The sequence below is a fragment of the Pseudomonas sp. P1.31 genome, assembly GCF_001269815.1.
GTDB lineage: Bacteria > Pseudomonadota > Gammaproteobacteria > Pseudomonadales > Pseudomonadaceae > Aquipseudomonas > Aquipseudomonas rustica.
On record NZ_LHVN01000019.1, the window covers coordinates 97,427 to 121,087 of the forward strand.

The 23,661-nt window shown below is 59.9% G+C and carries 24 protein-coding genes; 11 read left to right on the top strand and 13 right to left on the bottom strand.

What is annotated here, in order from left to right; genetic code table 11:
• The first annotated feature begins 43 nt into the window (after positions 1 to 43).
• From AD669_RS11425 to AD669_RS11450, 6 genes are all read left to right on the top strand, one after another.
• Positions 44 to 1,396: a coniferyl aldehyde dehydrogenase gene (locus tag AD669_RS11425; RefSeq protein WP_053119743.1), complete on the top strand. Its 1,353-nt coding sequence runs from the start codon at positions 44 to 46 to the stop codon at positions 1,394 to 1,396.
• A 28-nt stretch (positions 1,397 to 1,424) separates the two neighbouring features.
• Positions 1,425 to 2,510 carry a Zn-dependent alcohol dehydrogenase gene (locus AD669_RS11430; RefSeq protein ID WP_053119745.1) on the top strand — a complete coding sequence of 362 codons (1,086 nt, stop codon included), beginning with the start codon at positions 1,425 to 1,427 and terminating at the stop codon, positions 2,508 to 2,510.
• A gap of 456 nt (positions 2,511 to 2,966) precedes the next feature.
• Entirely contained in the window at positions 2,967 to 4,160 is a 1,194-nt protein-coding gene (locus AD669_RS11435; protein WP_053119747.1) for an acyl-CoA dehydrogenase family protein, read from the top strand.
• Between the two features lie 13 nt (positions 4,161 to 4,173).
• Positions 4,174 to 5,316, top strand: coding sequence for an acyl-CoA dehydrogenase family protein (locus AD669_RS11440; protein WP_053119749.1), 1,143 nt, complete (start codon positions 4,174 to 4,176; stop codon positions 5,314 to 5,316).
• Positions 5,317 to 5,399: 83 nt separating this feature from the next.
• Positions 5,400 to 5,822, top strand: a complete 423-nt coding sequence (locus AD669_RS11445; RefSeq protein WP_053119751.1) for a MerR family transcriptional regulator — start codon at positions 5,400 to 5,402, stop codon at positions 5,820 to 5,822.
• An 89-nt stretch (positions 5,823 to 5,911) separates the two neighbouring features.
• On the top strand, positions 5,912 to 7,144 hold the full coding sequence (locus tag AD669_RS11450; RefSeq protein WP_053119753.1) for an NADH:flavin oxidoreductase/NADH oxidase family protein: 1,233 nt from the start codon (positions 5,912 to 5,914) through the stop codon (positions 7,142 to 7,144).
• Here AD669_RS11450 and AD669_RS11455 read toward each other — a convergent pair whose 3' ends face one another.
• Both AD669_RS11455 and AD669_RS11460 read right to left on the bottom strand, forming a co-directional pair.
• Positions 7,145 to 7,588, bottom strand: a complete 444-nt coding sequence (locus tag AD669_RS11455) for a PaaI family thioesterase (RefSeq protein WP_053119755.1) — start codon at positions 7,586 to 7,588, stop codon at positions 7,145 to 7,147. It lies immediately after the preceding gene.
• A 72-nt stretch (positions 7,589 to 7,660) separates the two neighbouring features.
• Positions 7,661 to 8,164, bottom strand: a complete 504-nt coding sequence (locus AD669_RS11460) for a thiol-disulfide oxidoreductase DCC family protein (protein WP_053119757.1) — start codon at positions 8,162 to 8,164, stop codon at positions 7,661 to 7,663.
• 219 nt (positions 8,165 to 8,383) lie between these two features.
• Here AD669_RS11460 and AD669_RS11465 point away from each other — a divergent pair, with 219 nt between their 5' ends.
• Both AD669_RS11465 and AD669_RS11470 read left to right on the top strand, forming a co-directional pair.
• A complete protein-coding gene (locus AD669_RS11465; protein ID WP_053119759.1) occupies positions 8,384 to 9,196 on the top strand; it encodes a carbon-nitrogen hydrolase family protein in 813 nt (270 codons plus the stop codon).
• Positions 9,197 to 9,266: 70 nt separating this feature from the next.
• Positions 9,267 to 10,367: a polyamine ABC transporter substrate-binding protein gene (locus AD669_RS11470; protein ID WP_053119761.1), complete on the top strand. Its 1,101-nt coding sequence runs from the start codon at positions 9,267 to 9,269 to the stop codon at positions 10,365 to 10,367.
• A gap of 40 nt (positions 10,368 to 10,407) precedes the next feature.
• On the opposite strand, the gene AD669_RS11475 is transcribed toward AD669_RS11470, so the two are convergent.
• Together AD669_RS11475 and AD669_RS11480 are read right to left on the bottom strand one after the other, a co-directional pair.
• Positions 10,408 to 11,442 carry an alpha/beta hydrolase gene (locus AD669_RS11475; protein ID WP_053119762.1) on the bottom strand — a complete coding sequence of 345 codons (1,035 nt, stop codon included), beginning with the start codon at positions 11,440 to 11,442 and terminating at the stop codon, positions 10,408 to 10,410.
• Complete coding sequence (locus AD669_RS11480) at positions 11,442 to 11,882, bottom strand: TspO/MBR family protein (RefSeq protein WP_053119764.1); 441 nt, start codon at positions 11,880 to 11,882, stop codon at positions 11,442 to 11,444. The genes AD669_RS11475 and AD669_RS11480 overlap by 1 nt, the downstream gene beginning before the upstream one ends.
• A gap of 161 nt (positions 11,883 to 12,043) precedes the next feature.
• Here AD669_RS11480 and AD669_RS11485 point away from each other — a divergent pair, with 161 nt between their 5' ends.
• A complete protein-coding gene (locus tag AD669_RS11485; protein WP_053119766.1) occupies positions 12,044 to 12,229 on the top strand; it encodes a hypothetical protein in 186 nt (61 codons plus the stop codon).
• 27 nt (positions 12,230 to 12,256) lie between these two features.
• On the opposite strand, the gene AD669_RS11490 is transcribed toward AD669_RS11485, so the two are convergent.
• The 9 genes from AD669_RS11490 to AD669_RS11530 form a co-directional block, all read right to left on the bottom strand.
• Entirely contained in the window at positions 12,257 to 14,116 is a 1,860-nt protein-coding gene (locus tag AD669_RS11490; protein ID WP_053119769.1) for an ABC transporter ATP-binding protein, read from the bottom strand.
• Between the two features lie 139 nt (positions 14,117 to 14,255).
• Positions 14,256 to 14,762, bottom strand: a complete 507-nt coding sequence (gene msrA, locus AD669_RS11495) for a peptide-methionine (S)-S-oxide reductase MsrA (protein ID WP_053119771.1) — start codon at positions 14,760 to 14,762, stop codon at positions 14,256 to 14,258.
• Positions 14,763 to 14,868: 106 nt separating this feature from the next.
• Complete coding sequence (chrA, locus tag AD669_RS11500) at positions 14,869 to 16,077, bottom strand: chromate efflux transporter (protein WP_053119773.1); 1,209 nt, start codon at positions 16,075 to 16,077, stop codon at positions 14,869 to 14,871.
• Between the two features lie 215 nt (positions 16,078 to 16,292).
• Entirely contained in the window at positions 16,293 to 17,147 is an 855-nt protein-coding gene (gene nudK, locus AD669_RS11505; protein ID WP_053119775.1) for a GDP-mannose pyrophosphatase NudK, read from the bottom strand.
• Between the two features lie 58 nt (positions 17,148 to 17,205).
• On the bottom strand, positions 17,206 to 17,724 hold the full coding sequence (locus AD669_RS11510) for an AAA family ATPase (RefSeq protein ID WP_053119777.1): 519 nt from the start codon (positions 17,722 to 17,724) through the stop codon (positions 17,206 to 17,208).
• Between the two features lie 10 nt (positions 17,725 to 17,734).
• Positions 17,735 to 18,280 (bottom strand): GNAT family N-acetyltransferase, encoded by a 546-nt coding sequence (locus tag AD669_RS11515; RefSeq protein ID WP_053119779.1) that lies wholly within the window; start codon positions 18,278 to 18,280, stop codon positions 17,735 to 17,737.
• Positions 18,281 to 18,333: 53 nt separating this feature from the next.
• The gene (locus AD669_RS11520; RefSeq protein WP_053119781.1) at positions 18,334 to 18,807 is read right to left on the bottom strand and encodes an LEA type 2 family protein; all 474 of its coding nucleotides are present in this window, start codon (positions 18,805 to 18,807) and stop codon (positions 18,334 to 18,336) included.
• A gap of 67 nt (positions 18,808 to 18,874) precedes the next feature.
• Positions 18,875 to 20,341 (bottom strand): nucleobase:cation symporter-2 family protein, encoded by a 1,467-nt coding sequence (locus AD669_RS11525; RefSeq protein WP_053119783.1) that lies wholly within the window; start codon positions 20,339 to 20,341, stop codon positions 18,875 to 18,877.
• A 213-nt stretch (positions 20,342 to 20,554) separates the two neighbouring features.
• Entirely contained in the window at positions 20,555 to 21,454 is a 900-nt protein-coding gene (locus AD669_RS11530) for a LysR family transcriptional regulator (RefSeq protein ID WP_053119785.1), read from the bottom strand.
• 99 nt (positions 21,455 to 21,553) lie between these two features.
• On the opposite strand from AD669_RS11530, the gene AD669_RS11535 reads away from it, so the two are divergent.
• Together AD669_RS11535 and speB are read left to right on the top strand one after the other, a co-directional pair.
• A complete protein-coding gene (locus tag AD669_RS11535) occupies positions 21,554 to 22,645 on the top strand; it encodes a polyamine ABC transporter substrate-binding protein (protein ID WP_053120455.1) in 1,092 nt (363 codons plus the stop codon).
• Positions 22,646 to 22,667: 22 nt separating this feature from the next.
• Complete coding sequence (gene speB / locus AD669_RS11540) at positions 22,668 to 23,627, top strand: agmatinase (RefSeq protein ID WP_053119787.1); 960 nt, start codon at positions 22,668 to 22,670, stop codon at positions 23,625 to 23,627.
• Positions 23,628 to 23,661: the final 34 nt, after the last annotated feature.

Here is a 23,661-nt window from a genome sequence, read left to right on the forward strand (position 1 = left end):
TGCGCCACCCTTCGCTCAGACACGAATAACAAGAGAGGTAGTGATGAGCGCCATCGAGAGTTCGACGAGCACAACCATCCGCGCAACCCTGGAAAAGCAGCGCGCGGCATTCCTCGCCAGTGCGCCTTGGAGCGCCGAGCAACGCTGTGAATTGCTCGATCGGGCGATCAGCCTGCTGGTCAATCATGAACAGGAAATCATTGACGCGCTGACGGCGGATTTCGGCCATCGCAGCCCCGGCTTTTCCAAGGGCAGCGAAGTACTCTCGCCGCTGGCGACGCTCAAGCAAACCAAGGCCGAACTTGCCGACTGGATGCACCCCGAAACCCGCAAGGCCCGCACGGGTGAAGCCTGGGTGCAATATCAGCCGCTGGGCGTGGTTGGCATCGTCACCGCGTGGAATGTGCCGGGTTACATGGTCTTCAGTGGATTGGCCGGCGCCTTGGCGGCGGGCAATCGGGTGATGATCAAACCGTCTGAATTCAATCCGCACACATCGGCGTTGATCGCACGATTGATCCGTTCGGTGTACGCCGAAGACGAAGTCGCGGTGGTGTTGGGCGGCGCCGAAGTCGGCCAGGCGTTCTGCGCGCAGCCGTTCGATCACCTGTTGTTCACCGGCGCGACCAGCATCGGCAAGCATGTGCTGCGCGCAGCGGCGGAGAATCTGGTGCCGGTGACGCTGGAACTGGGCGGCAAGTCGCCGACGATCATTTCACGCTCGGCAGACTTCAAGGACGCCGTGGCGAAAACCGTGATCGGCAAACTGCTCAACGGCGGTCAATTGTGCGTGGCGCCGGACTACGTGTTCGTTCCGCAAGAATCGATGGACGCATTCATCAGCGTCGCCAAAGCGGTCGTCGCCGGGTTCTTCCCGACGCTCAAGGACAACCCGGAATACACCTCGATCATCAGTGGTCGTCATTTTGAGCGCTTGCAGGGTTACCTCAGCGAAGCGCGCAAAGCCGGGGTCGAGTTGATCGAACTGAACGCCGCTGCTGAGGATTTCAGTGAAGGCCACCGCAACAAGATCGTGCCGACCTTACTGCGTGATCCCGATGACCACCTGCAAGTGATGCAGGACGAAATCTTCGGCCCGCTGTTACCGATTATTCCTTACGCGACCCTTGAAGAGGTGATCGCGCGGATCAACGCGCGGCCACGTCCGCTGGCGCTGTACTACTTCGGCAACGACGCCGTCGAAGAGACGCAAATATTGACGCGCACCTGTTCGGGCGGGGTGACGCTCAATGGTGTGTTGAGCCATGCCAGCACCGAAGGTCTGCCGTTCGGTGGCGTCGGCCAGAGTGGCATGGGCGCTTATCACGGCATCGACGGTTTCCGCACCTTCAGCCACGCCAAAGCCGTACTGCGCACCGCGGCCAACCCGGCCTGAATTCTTATTTACTGTTGAGAGCATTGCCATGAAAGCTGCCGTATTCCATCAGGTGGGCACCCCGCTGGTCATCGAAGAAGTGGGCATCAGCAAACCTGGTCCGCGTGAAGTATTGATCCGCACCAAAGCGGTGGGTGTTTGCCATTCCGATCTGCATGTCATCGACGGCTCGTTTCCATATCCCGGGCCGTTGGTACTGGGCCACGAGGCGGCCGGGGTGGTTGAGCAGGTCGGTTCTGAAGTGCGTTCGGTCAAGCCGGGCGACCATGTGGTCACTTGCCTGACGGTGTTCTGCGGCCACTGCGACCACTGCGTGACCGGGCATCTGGCACGTTGCGTATCGCCGGAAACCAAACGCGGCAAGGACGAGGAATCGCGGCTGACGTATGTGCAGAAACCGATTCCGCAGTTCGTCAATTTGTCCGGGTTTGCCGAGCAGATGCTGGTGCATGAAAACGCCTGCGTGGCGATTCGCCGGGACATGCCGCTAGATCGCGCGGCTTTGCTCGGTTGTGCGGTCACCACCGGTACGGGCGCTGTGTTCAATACCGCCAAGGTGCGGCCGGGCGAAACCGTTGCGGTGATCGGTTGCGGCGGCATCGGCCTGGCCGCAATCAACGGCGCAGCACTGGCCGGGGCAGGGCGGATCATCGCCATCGACATGCTGGATTCGAAACTGGAACTGGCTCGGCAGTTCGGCGCCACTGATGTGATCAATGGGCGCGACGGTGATGCTGCCAGGCAGGTGATGGAACTGACACGCGGTGGCGTGCATCACGCTTTCGAGTGCATTGGCCTCAAGCAGACAGCGGAACAGGCTTTTGCGATGTTGGCCCGTGGCGGCACGGCGACAGTGATCGGCATGCTCAAACCCGGGCTCAAAATTGAAATCGATCCATTGCAATTACTGCATGAACGCCGCATTCAGGGCTCGCTGATGGGCTCCAACCGCTTCCCGGTGGACATGCCGCGGCTGGTGGATTTCTACATGGCCGGCAGGCTGAAACTCGACGAAATGATCTCCCAGCGGATTCGCCTTGATCAGATCAACGACGCGTTCGACGAACTGCGCCGAGGCGAACTGGCGCGTTCGGTGATTATTTTCGACGAGTGACAACGGCGCGCCTGACAGACCGCTTTCGCGAGCAAACCCGCTCCCACAGATGTGCAATGTCGTTCGCAACATTGGCGTTCACCCCAAATCCCCCGTGGGAGCGGGCTTGCTCGCGAAGGCGTCGGGACAGCTGCATTGATGGTGACTGATGCACCGCTTTCGCGAGCAAGCTCAGCTCCTACAAGTGTTTGGTGGCGATCGCAACATAGGCGTTCACCCCAAATCCCCTGTGGGAGCGGGCTTGCCCGCGAAGGCGTCGGGTCAGCTGCATTGATGGTGACTGATGCATCGCTTTCGCGAGCAAGCTCGCTCCTACAAGTGTTTGGTGGCGATCGCAACATTGGGGTTCGACCCACATCCCTTGTGGGAGCGGGCTTGCTCGCGAAGGCGTCGGGTCAGCTGCACTGATGGTGATCGATAAACGCAATATTTGAATCCAGCCACTGGAGTTGATTGATGGACATTGATTTCACACCGGACGAATGCGCGTTTCGCCAGGACGTCCGTGCCTTTTTGCGTGATCAGCTGCCGGCCGAACTGTCGGAGCGCATCACCCATGGCAAGCGCTTGAGCAAAAACCACCAAGTGCTCTGGATGCAGACGCTTAACCGCCAGGGGTGGCTCGCTCCGGGCTGGCCGCAAGAGTTCGGCGGTACCGGCTGGAGTGACGTGCAAAAACACATTTTCGACGAAGAATGCTTTGCTGCCGGTGCACCGAAAGTCGTTTCCTTCGGCCTGAAAATGGTCGCCCCGGTGATCATCAAATTCGGCACACCGGAGCAACAAGCTCGATTTTTGCCACGCATTCTCAACTGCGAAGACTGGTGGTGTCAGGGCTATTCGGAACCGGGCGCCGGCTCTGATCTGTCGTCGCTCAAAACCCGCGCCGTGCGCGATGGCGATAACTACTTGGTCAACGGCCAGAAAACCTGGACGACCCTCGCGCACTTCGCCGACTGGATGTTCTGTCTGGTGCGCACCGACCCGGAGGCGCGGCAGCAGCGCGGGATTTCCTTTCTGCTGATCGACATGAAAACCCCCGGCATCACCGTGCGCCCGATCATCACCCTCGACGGTGAACACGAAGTCAACGAAGTGTTTTTCGACAATGTGCGCGTGCCGGTGGCCAATAGGCTCGGCGAAGAAAATCAGGGTTGGACCTGCGCCAAATACCTGCTCACCCATGAGCGCACCAGCATCGGCGGAATCGCGCAGAACAAGGCACTGCTGGCACGCCTCAAACGCATTGCCAGTCAGGAAATTCGTGATGGTCGACCTTTAATCGAAGATCCGCTGTTCCGTGCCCAGATCTCCGAAGTCGAGATGCAACTGATGGCCGCCGAGATGAGCAACCTGCGCACGTTGGCAGCCGCGCGTGACGGCGGAGTGCCGGGCGCGGAAAGTTCGTTCCTGAAGATCAAGGGCACCGAAATCCGCCAGGCGATCACTTGGCTGATCAGCAAAGCCGTTGGCCCGTATGCGCTGCCGTTCATCGAAGACGAGTTGGGTTACGGCAGCGAGGCGTTGCTCTATACCGACTACAGCAGCGCCGCCACTTACCAATACCTGGACGCACGCAAAGCCTCGATTTATGGCGGCGCTAACGAAATCCAGAAAAACATCATCGCGAAAATGATTCTCGAACTGTAAGGGGCAGGGCGCCATGAACTTCAAACTCAACGAAGAGCAGCTCATGCTGCAAGACACCGCCGCCCGACTGGTGCGCGACGCCTACGGTTTCGAGCAGCGCGAGCAATATCGGCAAAGTGAACAGGGCTTCAGTGCGCCGTTCATGCAGCAACTCGGTGAACTTGGCCTGTGCGCCGTACCGTTCGCCGAGGAGTTTGGCGGCTTCGGCGGCAGCGGCGTGGAAAACATGCTGATCGCGACCGAACTCGGCCGAGGCCTGTGCCTGGAGCCTTGGCTGCAATCGGTGATTTTCGGTGGTGGCTTGATCAGCCAATTGGGCACGCCGGAACAGAAGCAAACCCTGCTGCCACCTGTCGCCGAGGCGAGTCTGCAATTGGCGGTCGCGCTGGAAGAACCGCAGAGCCATTACCAATTGCATGATGTGCAAACCGTGGCCACGCCGGCCAGTGGCGGCTGGGTATTGAGCGGACGCAAATCCGTGGTCATCGGCGGCCAGAGCGCCGGGTTGATCCTGGTCTCTGCGCGCACCAGTCATGGCGTGCGGGACGAGCAGGGCATCAGCCTGTTTCTGCTCGATCCGCAAGACAAAAGCGTGCGTCGCCGCGCCTTCCCGACCATGGACGGGCGGATGGCTTGCGAGCTGTATCTCGACGACGTTTACGTCAAAAGCAGCGCCATGCTCGGTGAAACCGGACGCGCATTGTCAGCGTTGCGCTACCAGCAAGGCCGCTGCATCGCTGCCCAGTGCGCCGAAGCAATCGGCAGTATGGAAACCGCTTGCGCCTTGACCCTCGACTACCTGAAAACACGCCAGCAGTTCGGCCAGCCGATCGGTAAATTCCAGGTGTTGCAGCACCGCATGGTCGATATGCGCATTGAACTCGATCAAGCCACGTCGATGACCTTGCTCGCGGCCTGCGTTGCCGATCAACAGGACAGCGACGAGCGCAGCCGCAAACTATCGGCCGCCAAATTCATCGTCAGCCGCGCCAGCCGTTTTGTTGCCGATCAGGCCATTCAACTGCACGGCGGTATTGGCCTGACCTGGGAATACGTGTTGTCGCACCATGCCAAGCATTTGCTGATGGTCGCGCGGCAGTTCGGTGACGACGATCACCACCTGCACACCTACGCGAGATTGCTGCAATCGGCGTAGGCCCATCCGGCGTGCAGCCCTTGGCCACAAAACCGCCAAAGGTTTAAAGTGCCCTTCAAGGTCAAACGCTGCTCGGGTGAAACATGAAAATCGGTGAACTGGCAAAAATCAGCGGTCTGGCGACGTCGCGCATCCGCTTCTACGAGGCGAGCGGGCTGATCAAGTCCGTTGCGCGCAAGGCCAACGGCTATCGGGATTACGCGCCGGAAACCGAGTGGATTTTGCAGATCATCACCGGTGCGCAGGCGGCGGGGTTTTCGCTGGATGAAGTTCGCCAGCTGCTGCCGACAGGGGCAGATGACTGGCGCCCAGAAGAAATGCTCGTGGGGCTCAAGCGCAAGGTTGCGGAAATCGAAGTGCTTCAGCAGCGGCTGGCGCACAACAAAGCGCAATTGCTACAGGTGATCGAAGGCATCGAGAGCAAGCCAGAAAACGTTGGCTGCGCGGACAATGCGCAGCTATTACTCAAGCGCATGCGCAAGGACGCGGTTGAGTCTTCCCGTTAACGCCTGATGTTTGATCGACACCAAAAAAGCGGTTGACCTTCAAGTTGACTTCAATCTTATGGTGATCCCACGTTAAACGAGGATTGCCCATGAACGTGTTCGACAGCCTGTCACTTCCCAACGGCTCCACCGTCAAAAACCGCATCGCCAAAGCCGCCATGGAAGAGAACATGGCCGACGCCGATCAGGCGCCTTCAACCGAACTCATGCGTCTCTACCAAGCTTGGGCCGACGGCGGCGCTGGCCTGATCATCACCGGCAACGTAATGGTCGACGGCCGTGCCATGACCGGGCCGGGTGGCGTGGTGTTGCAGGACGAACAGCAACTGGCCAAGTTCAAGCGCTGGGCGCAGATAGGTCGATCCGGTGGCGCGCAGTTCTGGTTGCAGATCAACCATCCGGGCCGACAGATGCAGGCCAACCTCGGACAGAAAACCTGGGCACCGTCAGCGATTGCGCTGGAACTGGGCAGCCTGTCCAAACACTTCGCTACGCCCCATGCGATGACGCCGGAAGTGATTGCCGACGTGATTCAGCGTTTCGCCACTACCGCACGGCTCGGTGAGCAGGCCGGGTTTACTGGCGTAGAAATTCACGCCGCGCACGGCTATTTGCTCAGCCAGTTCCTTTCGCCGTTGACCAATCAGCGCACAGACGAATGGGGTGGTTCGCTGGAAAACCGCGCGCGACTGTTAATCGAGATCGTCAAAGCTGTGCGCGCTGTGGTGGCGCCAGGCTACGCCGTCGCGGTGAAACTCAATTCTGCCGATTTCCAGCGCGGCGGCTTCAGTGCCGAGGACGCGCGGCAAGTGGTGACATTGCTCAACGATCTGGGCGTGGACCTGGTCGAGTTGTCCGGTGGCAGCTACGAAGCGCCGGCGATGCAGGGCGACGCGCGTGATGGTCGCACCTTGGCGCGCGAAGCGTATTTCGTCGAATTCGCCCGCGACATTCAGACCGTCGCCAAGATGCCGGTGATGGTCACTGGTGGCGTCCGTCGTCGTCCGATTGCCGAGATGGTCGTGCAGAGTGGCGTGGACATGGTCGGCATCGGCACAGCCTTGGCCATCGACCCCAACCTGCCGCGTGACTGGTTGCAGGGCAAAGACAGCGCGCCCGAATTGCCGGCGATTACCTGGAAGAACAAGGCCATGGCCTCGCTGGCCAACATGGCGGTGGTCAAGTTCCAGTTGCGTAAACTCAGCCAGAACCGAACCCCCGATCCGAAGGTGTCGCCGTTGCGCGCGTTGATTCAGCAGCAGATTGCCAATGCCTTGCGCACTCGGCAGTACCGCAAATGGGTGGCGGCACGGGCGCTGTGATCAGCCCTTGTACGGCAGGTTGCGCATGGTCACCAGCGCCGTGGCGCAAAGCGTTTCCTTGCCATCCTTGACGGCAAACAGATCAGCCGCCGCCACGGTGGTGTTGTTCGACGCATTGATCACCCGCCCTCGGGCGAGCAGTTTTTCGCCGTCGGCCGGGGCGATCAACTTGACCGTAAAATCCGTGGTCATGTTGATCCAGCCCGGCGGCAGCAAGGTGCCCGCCGCCGAACCGCCGGCAAAGTCCGCCAGCGCACCAATGATCCCGCCCTGAAAAAAACCATTGTGCTGAGTGAGTTCTTTGCGCGTCGGCTGCTCGATTTCGCAGTGACCCGGTTTCAGGTAATTAAAGTGAAAACCCAGCAGTTTCGCCGCCGGCATGCTGAGCACAGCGGCGGGCACGTGCTTGTCGTAATCGGGGTTGCTGGCAGTGAAATCTTCCATGGTGTTGATCCTTGTCGTGACATGAGTCACTGGGTATAGCGGCTCAGCGGCAGAAACCAAGGTTTGTGCGGGTTAATAAGGCTTTTGAATATCCTCCGATAACGCGATGCGGTGGGTTACGCCTGCGTTGAAGGCTTTGAGGAAACGCCGTTCGTGATCGGCACTGGGCAACAGGCAGGTGTCGTACTTGCCGAACAGTCGATAGCGATTGCGCGCGATGCGGTCGTAGGCCCAATCGCGTAACGCACGCGGGATGACGCGCAACAGCCTTAGCGGTTGCCAGCGCCCGGGTAACTGGCTGATGACTTCGAAAAAAGCCTCCGAACGCTCCCAGTAATGCCGGTCACGAATCACCGCCATGGTGTCGAACTGATCAATCGGTAAACCCGCCCATGCCAGCAGCGCCTGACCCTCGGGCGATTGCACCGCCGCCAGCCGCACGCGGCGTTGCTGATCATGACGAATCAAGAAACGCGCCCAGCCGTTGCACAGTTTGCACACGCCATCGAACAGCACCACGGTTTCACCGGGTTGCAGCAAGGGCGCTGGGGTAGGGCGGGTCTGTGTGGCGGGCATAGGGGCTGATTCTTGGCAGAGGGGCACGTCGGATCATAGCCGGGTGTTGGGTGAATCAAAAGATCGCAGCCTTCGGCAGCTCCTACTTGGATCGGCATCTAACCCTTTGGGGGTACTCCCTCAGCGTGATAGGAAGTTTCGCCATGATCCGCATACTGGTCGCACCTTTGACAAAGCCTTGCTTCCTGGCCAGGACGCTATTTTCCGAAAGGTCTGACAATGAAACTAGAACTCGTACAGCTGGCAGGACGCGATGGCGATGTCGCGCACAATCTGCAACGCATTTTGCAAACGATCGCCGACTGCCAGCCGGGCACCGACATCGTGGTGTTTCCCGAGGCGTACCTCACCGGTTTTCTCGGCCATGACAACATTGCCCAACTCGCTGAAAACCTCAGCGGGCCAAGTGTGCAGACGATTTGCACCGCCGCCCGCGAACGCGATATCGCGGTGGTGGTTGGCCTGATCGAACGCGCCGGCGAGCGCCTCTACAACACCACGCTGTTCATCACCCCAGAAGGCATCGCCCTGAGTTATCGCAAAACCCATCTATGGGTTGGCGAGCCTGAACTGGTGTTGCCCGGCGACCGCTTCGCCACCGTGCAATGGCGCGGCGTGCGCATCGGTTTGTTGATTTGCTACGACATCGAATTCCCGGAAAGCGCCTGCGCACTGGCCGCGCTCGGCGCCGAACTGATCCTGATCACCGACGGCAACATGCAGCCCTACGGCCACGTTCACCACACCGCCGTGGCCGCTCGGGCGCAGGAAAATCAGCTGTTCGCCGCCATGGTCAATCGCGTCGGCGAAGGCGTTGGCGAAGTGTTTGCCGGTGGCAGCACCGTCGTCGATCCCTTCGGCCAGCGCCTTTTCGAAGCCGGCGCGGAGGAATGCCGGCATGTCATCGAACTGGACATGACGCGCATCGCCCCGGCCCGCGCGCTCTACGATTATCGCGCCGAGAAACGTTTGAAACTCGCCGCTGACATCACCGAACACCCGGACGGTCGCCGCGAGCTGCTGATCCCCTGAACCTTGCGCTATCCATAACAACAATGTCGCGGCGAACGGCCAAGCGCTGGCCGATTCCCCAGGAGCTCCTATGAAACTCAAGCGTTTGCTGCACCTTGGCGTGTTCACCGTTTGCGGCTTGGTGGCGGCCGTCAGTTCGGCGCAGGGCCCCACGGTGAACTTCTACAACTGGTACGACTTCATCGCGCCGGAAGCGCCAAAAGACTTCGAGAAAGAAACCGGCACACCGATGCTGCTCGACACCTTCGACAGCGCCGATGTCATGCAAAGCAAGTTGATGGTCGGCCGCAGCGGCTACGACGTCGCTGTGGTGACCAACAGCGCGTTGCCCAACCTGATCAAGGCCGGCGTCTTGAAGGAACTCGACAACAGTCAGTTGAGCAATCGCGCGAATCTTGATCCAGACATTCTCGCCAAGGTCGCGCAAAACGATCCCGGCAACCGCTACTCGATCCCGTATCTGTGGGGCACCACGGGGATTGGTTATGACGTCGATCAGGTGAAGAAAATCTTCGGTGACGAGACGCCAGCGGATTCCTGGGATCTGATCTTCAAGGAAGAAAACATCAAGAAGCTCAGCCAGTGCGGCGTGGCGATGCTCGACTCGCCGAGCGAGATCATCCCGATCACCTTGCACTACCTCGGCCTGCCGCCGGACAGCACCAACCCCGCCGACTACGAAAAAGCCGAAGCGCTGCTGCTGAAAATCCGCCCGTACATCACCTATTTCGACTCGTCACGCTTTATCACCGATCTGGCCAACGGCAACATCTGCGCGGTGGTCGCCTGGTCGGGCGGCGTGTACGACGCGAAAACCAGCGCCGAGCGGGCGAAGAATGGCCGACAACTGGCCTATCGCATTCCGCGCGAAGGCTCGTCGGTGTGGATTGAAAACCTCGTCCTGCTCAAAGATGCGCCGCACCCGGAGCAGGGCATGCAATTCATCAATTACATGCTGCGCCCCGAGGTCATCGCGAAAAGCACGAACTACCTGAGCTACCCCAACGGCAACAAAACGGCGCTGGCCTTCGTCAATGAGAACCTGCGGAACAATCCGGACATCTATCCGCCGGCCGCGACACTGGCGACGCTGTTTCCTTCACAGCCATTGCCGCTGAAGATCGAACGGGTGCGTACGCGGGTGTGGAGCAAAGTTAAAAGCGGCACTTAAGGCTCGTCATGTGGTGAGGGAGCAGACGCCCTCACCACCGTTACTGTGTTGTCCTTTGAGTCGCGGGATGGTTGGCGATGCCATTTACATTGGCGGCGCCATCCGCGATCCGCGCCGTAATCCACTCACGACTGTACGCCAGCACACTCTGCGCAAACGCTGTCGGAAAGTGAATGAAACCGTGCGGCGAGGAAGGCAGCAGGTACACCTCGACCGGCGCCGATTTGATCCAGCGTTCAGCGATGTCGAGCGTGTCGTCACGCAGAGGATCCAGTTCACCGGCAAACAGCAACGCCGGCGGCATGCCGCTGAAATCGTCATAGAGCGGTGAAAGTGGCGGCTGACGCCGTTGTTCATCGGTCATGTCCGGCGTCAGCATGCGCAGCGCTTCAACCATCCCCGGCCCGTCCAGCACCAGCGTATCTGCCCGCGCATTGCGCACACTCGGCGTTCCCGTCAGGTCATAAACGCCGTAGTACAACAGCGCCCCGCAGATTCGTTGCAGCAATGGCGGTGACTGTTTCAGTGCCAGCAAAGTCGCTGCCGCCAGATGACCGCCCGCCGATTCGCCGACGACGATAACCGGCAGGTCGGCAAACTCGTCCTCATTGAGCAACCAGCGTGCGGCGTTCAGACAGTCCTCGAGCAGGCCTTCAATCGGCGTCGACACGGCCAGACGATAATCGACCGACACCACCGCGACGTCGCAGGTGTTGACCATGGCGATGTTGAAGTTGTCGTTCATCTGCGCGTTGCCGATGACCCAACCGCCGCCATGAAAATCCAGCACCACACCTTTCGGTTGGCCTTTGGGACGGATGATCCGAACCGGCACCGCGACGCTGCCGCTGCTAATCATTCTTCGCTCAGCCGTCAGGCCGTGCTGACGCAATTGCTTCGCGCCGCCGCCCACCTGACTGACCCGCAACAACGCCTGAATCAACCGCGGCGTGAATCGATTACGAATGCGGAAGCGCGGCAACCACGCGAGTTTTTTATTAAAGGCGTGCACCTCCGCCAACTCCCGCTCGCCCTGCGGCCACGGTGCTTTCCGCGTCGACCTGAAGCCGCCCATCAACGGTTATTACGCAGAATGGAGAAATTCAGCGCCGCCGCCACGCACAACCACACGAGGTACGGAAACAGGATCAACCCAGTGATCACATCCAGCCGCAGCGCCATCACCACCATTACCGCCACCACCAGCCACAGCAACACCAGAATCACCATCGCCGCCAACACCTGATGCGCGCCAAAGAACACCGGCGTCCACAGCGTATTCAACGCGATCTGCGCCGCCCACAAAGCGAGAACCACCTGACTGCCGGGAATCAGCGTCAAGCGGTAACCGGCCCAGGCCAGCAACAGATAAATCACCGTCCAGGCCAGCGGAAATGCCCAGTTGGGCGGGGTGAAACGCGGTTTGTTCAGCGACGCATACCATTCGCCCGGTTTGAAAATCACGCCGGTAGTCGCCGCCGCGGCGCAGGCCAGAAGAAAAATGAACAGAGTCATCGCCAGTCCTTAGCTGTGATCAGCTGGTTAGGGGAGGAGGGCCGAGTTGGCCGTGTTAGAGAGAAGACGCCTGGCGTGGCGAAAAGTTTGGAATTGTCTGCGGTTCAAGCACTGGCGGGTCAGCTACGCTCAGCGCAGCAGCGAATTTTGGCGAGGATAAAATGGACTTCATCCTGGATTTGATAGCCCATCGCATCGGCGTGTTTGTGCTGAGATTGCTCAGCGGTGGCCGCTTCAAGGGCGAGAGTGGATTTGCGTGGGGCTGGGCGGTGGCGGTGGGCGGGGTGATTCTGATCGCGCCATTCGTGGCGTTTATCGCGTTGCTCATTCATTACAGTGGCCCGTAGCGTTTGTCGGCTACGGGTCATTTGTACTTAATCCTGATCCATCGCCTCGGCAATCCCTTGATCCTCACCGAGGAACCCGCCGCTCTGATGGTGCCAAAGCCGCGCATAGATGCCGTTTTTGGCCAGCAGTTCGGTGTGGGTGCCTTGTTCGATGATGCGCCCGTCGTCCATGACGATCAGTCGATCCATCGCCGCAATGGTCGACAGTCGGTGGGCAATGGCGATGACGGTTTTGCCTTCCATCATTTTGTCGAGGCTTTCCTGAATGGCCACTTCGACTTCCGAGTCCAGCGCGCTGGTGGCTTCGTCGAGGAGCAGGATCGGCGCGTTCTTGAGCATCACTCGGGCAATCGCTACGCGTTGACGCTGGCCGCCAGACAGCTTGATGCCACGCTCACCGACCAGGGTGTCGTAGCCGCTGTGGCCTTGGCGATCGCTCAGTTGACTGATGAACTCATCGGCCTGCGCGTTGGCGGCGGCAGTGCGCACTTGCGCGTCGGTGGCATCGGGGCGGCCATAGGCGATGTTGTCGCGAATCGAGCGGTGCAGCAGGGACGTGTCCTGCGTGACCATGCCGATGGCGCTGCGCAGGCTGTCCTGCGTGACGTGCGCGATGTCTTGCCCGTCGATGCGGATCTGGCCTTTGTCGACATCATAGAAGCGCAGCAGCAAGTTGATCAGCGTGGATTTACCGGCGCCGGAGCGACCGACCAGACCGATTTTTTCGCCCGGACGAATGTTCAGGCTCAGGCCATCGAGCACTTGGCGTTCGCCGTTGTAGTTGAAGCTGACGTTGTCGAACGTGACCGCGCCGCCGGAGGTGACCAACCCCTTCGCGTCCGGCGCATCCTGCACTTTAGGGCTGCGCGTGAAGGTGGCCATGCCGTCCTGCACGGTGCCGATGCTTTCGAACAACGCGGTCATCTGCCACATGATCCAGTGCGACATGCCGTTGATGCGCAAGGCCATCGCGATGATCGCCGCCACGGCACCGGTGCCGATTTCGCCCAAGTGCCACAACCACAGCGCATAGCCGCCGGCGCTCATGATCAAGCCGACGACCAATGCCTGGTTGACGATCTCGAACTGGCTGACCAGGCGCATCTGACGAAAACCGGTCTGTTTGAAATCTTCCATCGCCGCGCGCGCGAAGTGCGCTTCACGGTTGGAGTGGGAGAACAGTTTGACCGTGGTGATGTTGGTGTAGGCGTCGGAAATACGGCCGGTCATCGACGAGCGTGCATGTGCCTGTTCCTGACCGACTTTGCCCAGACGCGGGACGAAATAGACCATGGCCAGGCCAAACAACGCGATCCAGCCAACGAACGGCAGCATCAGTTTCAGCGCAAACCCGCCGGCCAGCGCGATGATCGCGATGAAATACACGCCGATGCCGGGAAGGATTTCGATCAGGGTGAACAGCACGTCACGCACCGCCAGCGCGGTCTGCATCACCTTAGTGGTGACCCGGCCGGAGAACTCATCGGAAAAGAACGAAAGGCTCTGCCGCAGCATTAGCCGGTGGAAATCCCAACGCAGGCGCAGCGGCAAATTGATCGCCAGAATCTGGTGCTGCACCATCGTGCGCAGCGCGACCAGGCCTATGCTCGCCACCATGACGATGCCCATGCCCCACAACACGCGGGCTTCCTGTGCGCCGGCGTCGCCACCAGCCTTCCAGGTCGAGAGCAGATCGACGACCTGACCGAGGAACGAAAACAGCCACGCTTCGTAGATCGACACCGCGGCACTGAGCAGCGCAAACAGCAGGATATAGCCGCGCGCGCCGCGTGTGCAGGCCCAAAGGAACCGCGCCAGACCTGCGGGTGGTGGCGGTACTTCGTCTGGCGGGAAGGGGTCGAGTCTTTTTTCAAAAGCGCGAAGCATGGTGGTTTCCGAAACGATAAATATGCGGCGATTTTGCCACTTTAAGACTGCATCAGGGTCGGAAGCCGTCATTTACCCATGACTGATTTCGACCCCGACGCAGTGTGGCGATTAACGGAGATGCCCGTTGCGCTGACCCTCAGGCGCGCTTTGGCAGTTTCCAGTTCGGCCGGATGAAGTGGCAGGTGTAGCCATTCGGGATACGTTCGAGGTAATCCTGATGCTCAGGTTCCGCCTCCCAGAATGGCCCCGCCGGTTCGATTTCAGTGACGACCCGGCCCGGCCACAGTTTAGAAGCGTCGACGTCGGCCGCGGTGTCTTCGGCAGTGTCGCGTTGCGCTTCGCTGAGGTAATAGATCGCCGAACGATAGCTCGGGCCGAGGTCGTTACCCTGACGGTTCGGCGTGCTCGGGTCGTGGATCTGGAAGAAAAATTCAAGAATCTGCCGATAGCTGATCACCGCCGGATCGAAGATGATCTCGATGGCTTCGGCGTGGTTGCCGTGATTGCGATATGTGGCGTTCGGCACGTCGCCGCCGGTGTAACCGACCCGCGTTTGCAACACGCCCGGATAACGCCGCAGCAGATCCTGCATGCCCCAGAAGCAGCCGCCGGCGAGAAGGGCAGTTTCGGTTTGAGTGGTCATGTCAGTGCTTCCTCTTGAGGGCATTGGTGTCTGTGTAGTTATGAGGGCGGGTTGGCGGATTCCAAGGAAAAAGGCAGGGAATAGTTTTCCGGTCTTTCGACGGCGCTCACAAAGTGGTGTTGATCATCCCACCGACAACACCGCTGCCGATCACGACCAGCCACGCGGGAAGCCGCCAAAACATCAACGCGATCAGGGCTGCCAGCGCCAGTCCGAAGTCTTCAACCGTGAAAATGGCGTTCGTCCAGACGGGGTCGTACAGCGCCGTCAACAGCAAGCCGACCACCGCCGCATTGATCCCGGCAAGCGCAGCCCGCGTGCGCACGCTGCGTCGCAAGCGCTCCCAAAAAGGCAAAACCCCTGCGATCAATAAAAAGGACGGGGCGAAGATCGCCAGCAAGCAAAGCAGGCCGCCTGTCCAGCCGGAAGGTGTCTGGTTCATCGACGCTCCCAGAAACGCTGCGAACGTAAACAATGGGCCTGGAACCGCCTGAGCAGCCCCATAACCGGCAAGAAAGGTTTCATTACTGACCCAGCCGGGCGGCACCACCTCGGCTTGCAGTAGCGGCAAAACCACATGCCCGCCGCCGAATACCAGAGAGCCTGTGCGGTAGAAGGCGTCGATCATTGCCACGCTTCTGTCAGCGGTCAGTCCGGCTAACAGTGGCAGGCCAAACAGCAGTGCAAAAAATAGCGTCAGCCAGATTGCGCCGGACTTGCGGCTGATCGGAATTGGCAGTAAATCGTGCGCATCGCTTGGCCCGGGTTTGCATAGCATCACACCGGCAAGTCCGGCAATGACGATCACGCTGACCTGTCCCCACGCAGACGGTTCAAGCAGGGCGCCACACGCAGCAATAACCATGAGAGCGATGCGCGTGAGATCAGTGCAGAGGTTTTTCGCCATGCCCCAGACCGCTTGGGCAACGACCGCCACAGCGACCACTTTGAGGCCGTGAAGGGCGCCGGGCCCAAGCGCATCGCCGTAACGGGAAACACCCAAGGCGAACAAAATCAGTAGAGCGGCCGATGGCAACGTGAAGCCGGCCCACGCCGCCAGCGCTCCGCGATAGCCAGCGCGGGACATGCCCAATGCGATGCCCACCTGACTACTGGCCGGTCCTGGCAGAAACTGGCAGAGCGCTACCAGATCGGCATAACTGCGTTCGCTCAGCCAGTGTCGTTTTGTGACGAACTCATGGTGGAAGTAACCCAAATGCGCGATGGGGCCCCCGAATGAGGTCAAGCCGAGGCGCAAGAAGATTGCCAACACCGACCAGGCACTGCTGCGCGTTTCGTTAAAGGGTTGGGCCATTAATACGGTTACTCAGCAGGGTGCCCGGAGCTTTTTTCAATGGTGTCTTCCTTGAGTGGAGCGTTTTCAGATGTTGTGAGGGTGAACGGGCGGGCCCCTTCGCGAGCAAGCCCGCTCCCACATGGGGTCCGTGTCGTGCTCAAAATCCGCGTTTGACGCAGATCCCCTGTGGGAGCGGGCTTGCTCGCGAAGAGGCCGGCCGCGCCACCACAAACCTACTGTTTAGCAACCAGTATGTCGTCGAGGGCGCGATAAATCGGCAGCCCCAGTTGCACAGCCAGTTCTTCGATCAGATCGGCGCTCCCGGAGGTACCACCAACACGCAAAACCCCATCGCAGCGCTGCAACAGCGTCTTCGCATAGTCGCGATAAACCCCATCCCCCAACCCCGCCGACGCCACCAACGGAAAATGTCCCGCCTGCAGCAATTCACTGCCAGTAGCCAACGCCACCCGATCATCAGAACCGCAAACCACAATCGTCAACGCATCCGAGCTCGGCATCACTTGCTTGAGGTACTGCAAAAGCATGATGGTCTTGCCATCCATGATCCGCCCGTCATCAACCATCGCCAGTGCTTCGGCAAACGGCAACTCCAGTACCTCGATGTCTTCGCCTTCCTCGGCCAGACCACCGCCATCGCTGATGCGATCCTGCGGCTGATACTCACCGACAAAAAAATGCAGGCATTCAGTCACCGAGCCGGGGCTCATGAACGCTTCGTAGACCTTACGCACCGATTGCACGCGATAGCCGGTTTCTTCTTCGGCCTCAAGGCGCACGCGCTCTTCAGGGCTGGCGTCATCCAGCAAACCGGCAGCGGTTTCGATCAGGTAGCCGTCATGGCCATTGACGAACGTCGGGATGCGGAACTGGCGGATGAGAATGACGGTGCGCTTAGCCAAATTATAGAGACCGATCGTGGCGCCATTGCCGCGATCGTAGACCTCACGGGTGAGCGCCTGCCAACTGCCGTCACGGCGTTGCAGTTCGAAATCGATCTTCTTCAGGATGTACCAGTTGTCCGAGAGCAGATGCTGGGCGACGATGCGCACATTGCGGTGATTCATGAACAAGCAGCCTTGCTGGAAATTTATGAATTAATACCACACGTCTGCACGAACTTCGCTAATCGACAGACACGCCTTGCACAGCCCCGTTGAGCAAGATGAGTTCAACGGCTTGATCGACGCTCAGTCGCGCCGTATCAACCGTGAGCGGTGCCGGCGACCAGGGTTCATAGTCATGATCAAGCACCGATTGCCACGAGGGTGGGATCAAACCCGGAACATCTGACTGCCGCTGTTCAACGCGCCGACGGTGCTCTTGCGGGTCTGAGCAGATCACTTCGATATTCAGCAGCGTAGCGTCAGCACGGGCGGCAACTTCGGCCCACGCTTGTCTGCTTTCAGCCACAGGATTGACGCAGTCGACGATGACAGTGTGACCCGGTCGAAGATTGCCCAGCGCCAGTTCAAGCGCAACAAAATAACCACTGCGGCCGACATCGCCTGCGAGAACATCGGCGTTACGGATCGCTTGTTCAATCGTATCAATCCTCAGGTACGTGGCTTTTAACCGCGTCGCGACAGATTTGGCGAGGGTCGTTTTGCCGGTGCCGGGCAAACCGCTGAACACAATAAGCATGGGGAGCTCCTCAGCGTTGACTCAGCCATTCTTCGCGGCTGATTTCCCAAAGATCCCGGGGCCAGCGGCCGCTGACGAAGTTACCTTCATCGCTGCCAATCAGGCGCATGCCGCTGCGTTCGGAGAGCCGGCGCGAGGCGATATTAGGCGCCGCTTTCGGCACCCGCAGGATCGGGCGATCAAGGGTTTCGAACCAATAATCGGTGACGGCGGCGCAGGCTTCGGTCATCAAGCCTTGACCGTGCCATGCCGGCGCGAGCCAGAGCCCACGGTTGTTGTCCTGCTCATCCATCAGGCTGATGTTGCCGATCAATTGTTCAGGTGCCGATTTCAGCCGCAGCGACCAATGCCACTCCTTGCCAGCGGCCATCGCCGGCAATGCAATGTCGCGCAGGTAGGTGAGGGCGCCGTCGGCGGGGTAGGGCCAAGGGACGAGGGCGTTCAGGTAACGCACCACTTCCCAGTGCGCAAATTGCTGCTGCACGGCATCAGCGTCGGCCAGTTCCAGCGGGCGCAGGATCAGCCGTTCGGTGTACAACGTCGGTATCTCTTCCATAGTCGTGCCGCCTCCTTGAGCATTTCCAATGAACGCCCAAGGCTAACCCATCTTTACCAGGTCGCGGCAGTGGCTTTTGGCAAACTCAGCTTGCCGCTGTCGACAAAACGCATGGTGCCGAACAAGCCGCTGGCGAGTTTGCCGCGCAGCACGTACGGCAGATTGTCGAGGGTTTGCGTCTGACTGAGGCCGAGGGTTTGGCGCAGTACCGAGAACGCGGAAATGCTCACCGGCACGCTGACGATGGTTTCGGAGAAGCGCGGAATCGTGCCGCTCTGATCGCTCACGCCGGAGGCCAGTGAATGGCCGTTGACTTCCAGATCGAGGGCGATGCCGTTGTAGTCGATGGCGGTTTCGTTGGGGTTCTGCACGCGGATCTTGATCGCGAAGCGCACTTCCAGATCCTGGCTCGGCAACGGTTCGAGGCCGACCACGTTGATGTTCACCGGATCTCGGTTGGGAAACAGCGCGCAGGCACTGAGGGACAGCAGCAGTAACGACAGAATGACGGCGTGGACGCGGCGCATAAACGGTCTCTCAACAAAAAAGGGCTGAACCGTTGCCGGTGCAGCCCTTTCTGTTAAAGGCCGGACGTCAGCGGTTCAACTGTGCGACAGCCGCCGGTTGGCCAGGTTCAGCTTTGGACGGCATGTCCGGGTTTTCCATGACCTGAAGAATAGAAGCTTCCGGGTCGAAATCGTCTTCTTCCAGCTCGATGAATTCTTCCGGCAGGAAGACGTTCAGCACGATAGCGCACAACGCACCGACGGTGATTGGCGATTCGAAGATGTTGCGCAGCGCTTGCGGCAGTTCGCGCAGCACCTCCGGCACAGCGGCAATGCCCAGGCCCATGCCGAGGGAAATCGCCACGATAAGCATGTTGCGACGGTGCAGGCCGGCTTCGGCGAGGATCTTGATCCCGGCCACCGCGACGGTGCCGAACATCACCAGCTCAGCGCCGCCGAGCACCGGTTTTGGCATCAATTGCAGCACCGCGCCGATCATCGGGAACAGCCCGAGCAGCACCAGCAGACCGGCGATGAAGAAGGCGACATAACGGCTGGCGACGCCGGTGAGCTGGATCACGCCGTTGTTCTGCGCGAAGGTCACCATCGGCATGCTGTTGAACACCGCCGCCATGGCCGAGTTGAGGCCATCGGCGAGCAGACCGGACTTGATCCGGCGGATGTACAACGGGCCTTTGACCGGTTGGCGCGAGATCATCGAGTTGGCGGTCAGGTCGCCCGCAGCTTCGAGCGGCGATACGAGGAAAATCACCGCGATCGGCACGAACGCGACCCAGTCGAAATTGAAACCGTACTTGAACGGCACCGGCACGCTGACCAGCGGCACTTCGGGCATCGAAGCGAAATCGACGGTGCCCATCAGCCATGCAACGAAGTAACCGAGGGTCAGGCCGATAACGATCGCGCCGAGGCGCAGGAACGGCACGTCAACGCGGTTCAACACGACAATGGTGCCGATCACCAGCGCGGCCAGAAACAGATGGCTGGACGCGCCCAGATCCGCCGCGCCGAAACCGCCGGCAATGTCAGTCATCGCCACTTTGATCAACGACAGGCCCATCAAGGTGATGATGGTGCCGGTGACCACCGGGGTGATCAACATGCGCAATTTGCCGATGAACTGGCTGAGCGCGACCTCGATGAACGCGGCGAAGAAGCACACGCCGAAGATCGTCGAGAGGATTTCATCGGTGCCGCCGCCGCGCGCCTTGACCATGAAACCGGCACTGAGAATCACGCTGATAAACGAGAAACTGGTGCCTTGCAGACACAGCAATCCAGAACCGACCGGGCCGAAACGCTTGGCCTGAACGAACGTGCCGAGGCCGGAGACGAACAGCGCCATGCTGATCAGGTAGGGAATTTCGCTTTGCAGACCGAGGGCGCCGCCCATGATCAGGGTTGGCGTGATGATGCCGACGAAGCTGGCGAGCACATGTTGCAGCGCGGCGAACACAGTGGCGGTGAGGTGCGGACGGTCGTTGAGACCGTAGATCAAGTCGTTGTTGCGCGGGGCTTTTTCAGAGGCGGTCATGGTGATTTATGCGCCGCGAGGCGGGGCCGGGTCAGAAAATGGAGGCGCAGGATGCCGCAAGAGCGCGGCGAGGGCAACGAGCAAAAATTGCCTGAAAGGTCAGGTTTTATTGGGGGTTGTACCCAAATCCCTGTAGGAGCTGTCGAGTGAAACGAGGCTGCGATCTTTTGATCTTGAATGGCAAAGTCAAAAGATCGCAGCCTTCGGCAGCTCCTACAGGGGGTTGAAGGCAGCCAATAGGTCTTCTTCGAAGGCTTTCTGCGCATCCCCCGGCACTTGCGCCCGGTGCCGAGCCAGGTGAAATGCCACATCGAAACTCAACTCACCTTCACGCACCGGTCGCAATAAACCCTTGTCCTGCAAACCCCGCGCATAGTGATCCGGCAAATACCCCACATGCTTGCCCGACAAAATAAACGCCAATGTGCCTTCAACCTGCTCCGATCTGGCCGAACACACCTTGCCCTGAAACGGCTCGTCACTGCGCAGAAACCGGTACGGATGATCGACCCGATCACACGCCGCCAGTGCCGCATCGCTGGGCGCATCGTCGGTGAACAGCGGATGCCCCGCCGCGCAATACAAATGCTGGGTTTCGCTGAACAACTCGTGATAGTCGAACGCACTCTGCACCTGGGAAAAATAACCGATTGCCAGATCCAGCCGCTGCCGCAACAACAAGCGCTCCATCTCCCCGGGCATCGCACTGATCACTTCGATGCGCACCGATTCATCACGCTCGCGAAAGCGCCGAATCGCCTCGGCCACCCGTTGCAGCACCGATTGATCGACGGCTTCAGAAATGCCCAGCCGCACTTCACCGATCAAACGTCCGGCGACGCCGTTGGATTGATGGCGAAACGTCTCGATAGATTCAAACAGCGTGCGCGCGGCGATCAGCAGTTGCTCGCCCTTGGGCGTCACGCCGAAACCACCCTTGCCACGGCTGCACAGACGATAGCCGAGGCGGGTTTCGAGCTTGGCCATTTGCTGGCTGATGCTCGACTGGCTGAGGCCCAACTCACCCTGCGCCGCACTGAAACCGCCGCACTCGACCACGCTGACAAACAGGCGCAACAGCTGCAAATCGACATCGTGGAGCTGACCGAGCATCACATTACTCCGCAATAAAGTCAGGATAACTATTCAGGTATTTTTCTAATGTATCCGACGGCGCACGCTGCAACCACTTCCCTCGGTCAGGTGTGCGTCATGGCTCCCATGTTCAAGCTGTGTTTCCCCGCGTTGCTGTTTACCGTTGTCAGCATGGCTCAAGCCGAGGACAAGACCCTCAACCTCTACAGTTGGGCCGATTACGTGCCGCCGCAGACGCTGCAACGCTTCGAGCAGGAAACAGGTATTCACGTGCGTTACGACACGTTCGATACCTCCGAAGTGCTCGAAACCAAACTGCTCACCGGCGGCAGCGGTTATGACGTGGTGGTGCCGTCGTCCAGCGTGCTGGCCCGTGGATTGGCCGCGGGGGCGCTGAAGGAAATTCCTCACGAAGGGCTCAAGGGTTACGCCAACCTCGATGCGGATTTGTTGACGAAACTGGCGGCCGTCGACCCCGGCAATCGTTATGCCGTGCCTTACACCTGGGGCACGCTCGGATTGGGCATGAACGTCGAAGCAGTGAAAAAACGCTTGCCGGACGTGCCGCTGAATAGCCTCGATCTACTGTTCAAACCGGAGTACGCCGCCAAGCTCAAAGACTGCGGCATCGCGATTCTTGATTCACCGCAGGAAGTCATCGGCCTCGCGCTGCACTACCTCGGCAAAGATCCGTACAGCACCGACAAAACTGATCTGGCCGCCGCCGAAGCGCTGCTGCAAAAACTGCAACCGTCGGTGCTGTATGTCGCCACGGGTCGGCAGATCAGCGATCTGGCCAACGGCACGGTCTGCCTCGCGCTGACCTACAACGGTGACGCGAGCATGGCGGCGGATCAGGCGCACAAGGCCAACAAGCCGTTCGAAGTCGCTTACCGCATTCCCAAGGAAGGTACGCTGATCTGGCAGGACAACCTGGCCATCCCCAAGGACGCGCCACACCCTGAAGCTGCGCGGGCGTTCATCGAATTCATGCTGCGGCCTGACTCGGTCGCCGAGCTGACCAACACGCTGTTTTTCGCCACCGCCAACCAGGCTGCGACGCCGCTGGTGGATGAAGCGGTGCGCAACGATCCGGACATCTATCCGCCGGCCAATGTGCGCGAGCTGCTTTACGCCGACCGCAGCATGAGCCTCAAAGACATGCGTCAGCGCACACGTCTGTGGACCACTTTCCGTAGCCACCAGTAACGATAAAAAAAGGAGCACTCCGATGGACGTGCCGATGCTCAACGACCAAGCCCTGACGCGCGACAGCCTGTATGGCACCTCTGCCGAAAGCACTTACGCCGGTATCACCAGTTTCATGCGCCGGCGTTACAGCCGTGATCTGCGCGGTGTTGATGTGGCGGTCAGCGGTGTGCCGTTCGACACCGCCACCAGCAACCGCCCGGGCGCACGTTTCGGGCCGCGCGGGATTCGTGCGGCGTCGACCGGGATTGCCTGGGAACGCCACTGGCCGTGGACGTTCGACCCGTTCGATCATCTGGCGGTGGTCGATTACGGTGACTGCGATTTCGATTACGGCTCGCCGCACAGCATCCCGGAAAGCATCGAGGCCCACGCTGAGCAGATTCTTGAATCCGGCGCGGCCATGCTCACTTTTGGCGGCGACCATTTCGTCAGCTATCCGCTGCTTAAAGCCCATGCGCGTAAGCACGGGACGCTGTCGCTGATCCACTTCGATGCGCACAGCGACACCTGGCCGGACGAGGAGGGCAAACGCGTCGATCACGGCACCATGTTCTGGCACGCCGCGAAGGAAGGTCTGGTGGATCCGGCGCGTTCGGTGCAGATCGGTTTGCGCACCACCAATGACGACAACATGGGTTTTCAGGTGCTTGATGCGCGGCAAGTGCATCGGCGCGGTTGCGAGGCGATTGTCGAAGCGATCCGCGCAAGGGTGGGCGATAACCCGGTGTATTTGACGTTCGACATCGACTGCCTCGACCCGGCATTTGCGCCTGGCACAGGTACGCCGGTGTGCGGCGGTTTGAGCACGGTGCAGGCGCTGGAGATTCTTGGCGGTTTGCGCGGGATCAATCTGGTGGGCATGGACGTCGTCGAAGTGGCCCCGGCCTACGATCACGCCGAAGTCACTTCACTGGCCGCCGCCACACTGGCCATGGAAATGCTCTGCCTCTACGCCGCCAAACACAAAGTAGACCTCTAACCGCAATTGCCTGTGTAGGAGCAGAGCTTGCTCG

What these genes read in the sequence shown, in the direction of transcription:
- AD669_RS11430 (WP_053119745.1), top strand. Translation starts at nt 1,425, where the DNA reads ATGAAAGCTGCCGTATTCCATCAGGTGGGCACCCCGCTGGTCATCGAA.
- AD669_RS11450 (WP_053119753.1), top strand. Translation starts at nt 5,912, where the DNA reads ATGAACGTGTTCGACAGCCTGTCACTTCCCAACGGCTCCACCGTCAAA.
- AD669_RS11445 (WP_053119751.1), top strand. Translation starts at nt 5,400, where the DNA reads ATGAAAATCGGTGAACTGGCAAAAATCAGCGGTCTGGCGACGTCGCGC.
- AD669_RS11455 (WP_053119755.1), bottom strand. Translation starts at nt 7,588, where the DNA reads ATGGAAGATTTCACTGCCAGCAACCCCGATTACGACAAGCACGTGCCC.
- AD669_RS11530 (WP_053119785.1), bottom strand. Translation starts at nt 21,454, where the DNA reads ATGCTCGGTCAGCTCCACGATGTCGATTTGCAGCTGTTGCGCCTGTTT.
- AD669_RS11520 (WP_053119781.1), bottom strand. Translation starts at nt 18,807, where the DNA reads ATGCGCCGCGTCCACGCCGTCATTCTGTCGTTACTGCTGCTGTCCCTC.
- AD669_RS11525 (WP_053119783.1), bottom strand. Translation starts at nt 20,341, where the DNA reads ATGACCGCCTCTGAAAAAGCCCCGCGCAACAACGACTTGATCTACGGT.
- msrA (WP_053119771.1), bottom strand. Translation starts at nt 14,762, where the DNA reads ATGACCACTCAAACCGAAACTGCCCTTCTCGCCGGCGGCTGCTTCTGG.
- AD669_RS11425 (WP_053119743.1), top strand. Translation starts at nt 44, where the DNA reads ATGAGCGCCATCGAGAGTTCGACGAGCACAACCATCCGCGCAACCCTG.
- AD669_RS11435 (WP_053119747.1), top strand. Translation starts at nt 2,967, where the DNA reads ATGGACATTGATTTCACACCGGACGAATGCGCGTTTCGCCAGGACGTC.
- AD669_RS11475 (WP_053119762.1), bottom strand. Translation starts at nt 11,442, where the DNA reads ATGGGCGGCTTCAGGTCGACGCGGAAAGCACCGTGGCCGCAGGGCGAG.
- chrA (WP_053119773.1), bottom strand. Translation starts at nt 16,077, where the DNA reads ATGGCCCAACCCTTTAACGAAACGCGCAGCAGTGCCTGGTCGGTGTTG.
- AD669_RS11440 (WP_053119749.1), top strand. Translation starts at nt 4,174, where the DNA reads ATGAACTTCAAACTCAACGAAGAGCAGCTCATGCTGCAAGACACCGCC.
- AD669_RS11470 (WP_053119761.1), top strand. Translation starts at nt 9,267, where the DNA reads ATGAAACTCAAGCGTTTGCTGCACCTTGGCGTGTTCACCGTTTGCGGC.
- AD669_RS11490 (WP_053119769.1), bottom strand. Translation starts at nt 14,116, where the DNA reads ATGCTTCGCGCTTTTGAAAAAAGACTCGACCCCTTCCCGCCAGACGAA.
- speB (WP_053119787.1), top strand. Translation starts at nt 22,668, where the DNA reads ATGGACGTGCCGATGCTCAACGACCAAGCCCTGACGCGCGACAGCCTG.
- AD669_RS11510 (WP_053119777.1), bottom strand. Translation starts at nt 17,724, where the DNA reads ATGCTTATTGTGTTCAGCGGTTTGCCCGGCACCGGCAAAACGACCCTC.
- AD669_RS11485 (WP_053119766.1), top strand. Translation starts at nt 12,044, where the DNA reads ATGGACTTCATCCTGGATTTGATAGCCCATCGCATCGGCGTGTTTGTG.
- AD669_RS11535 (WP_053120455.1), top strand. Translation starts at nt 21,554, where the DNA reads ATGGCTCCCATGTTCAAGCTGTGTTTCCCCGCGTTGCTGTTTACCGTT.
- nudK (WP_053119775.1), bottom strand. Translation starts at nt 17,147, where the DNA reads ATGAATCACCGCAATGTGCGCATCGTCGCCCAGCATCTGCTCTCGGAC.
- AD669_RS11480 (WP_053119764.1), bottom strand. Translation starts at nt 11,882, where the DNA reads ATGACTCTGTTCATTTTTCTTCTGGCCTGCGCCGCGGCGGCGACTACC.
- AD669_RS11465 (WP_053119759.1), top strand. Translation starts at nt 8,384, where the DNA reads ATGAAACTAGAACTCGTACAGCTGGCAGGACGCGATGGCGATGTCGCG.
- AD669_RS11460 (WP_053119757.1), bottom strand. Translation starts at nt 8,164, where the DNA reads ATGCCCGCCACACAGACCCGCCCTACCCCAGCGCCCTTGCTGCAACCC.
- AD669_RS11515 (WP_053119779.1), bottom strand. Translation starts at nt 18,280, where the DNA reads ATGGAAGAGATACCGACGTTGTACACCGAACGGCTGATCCTGCGCCCG.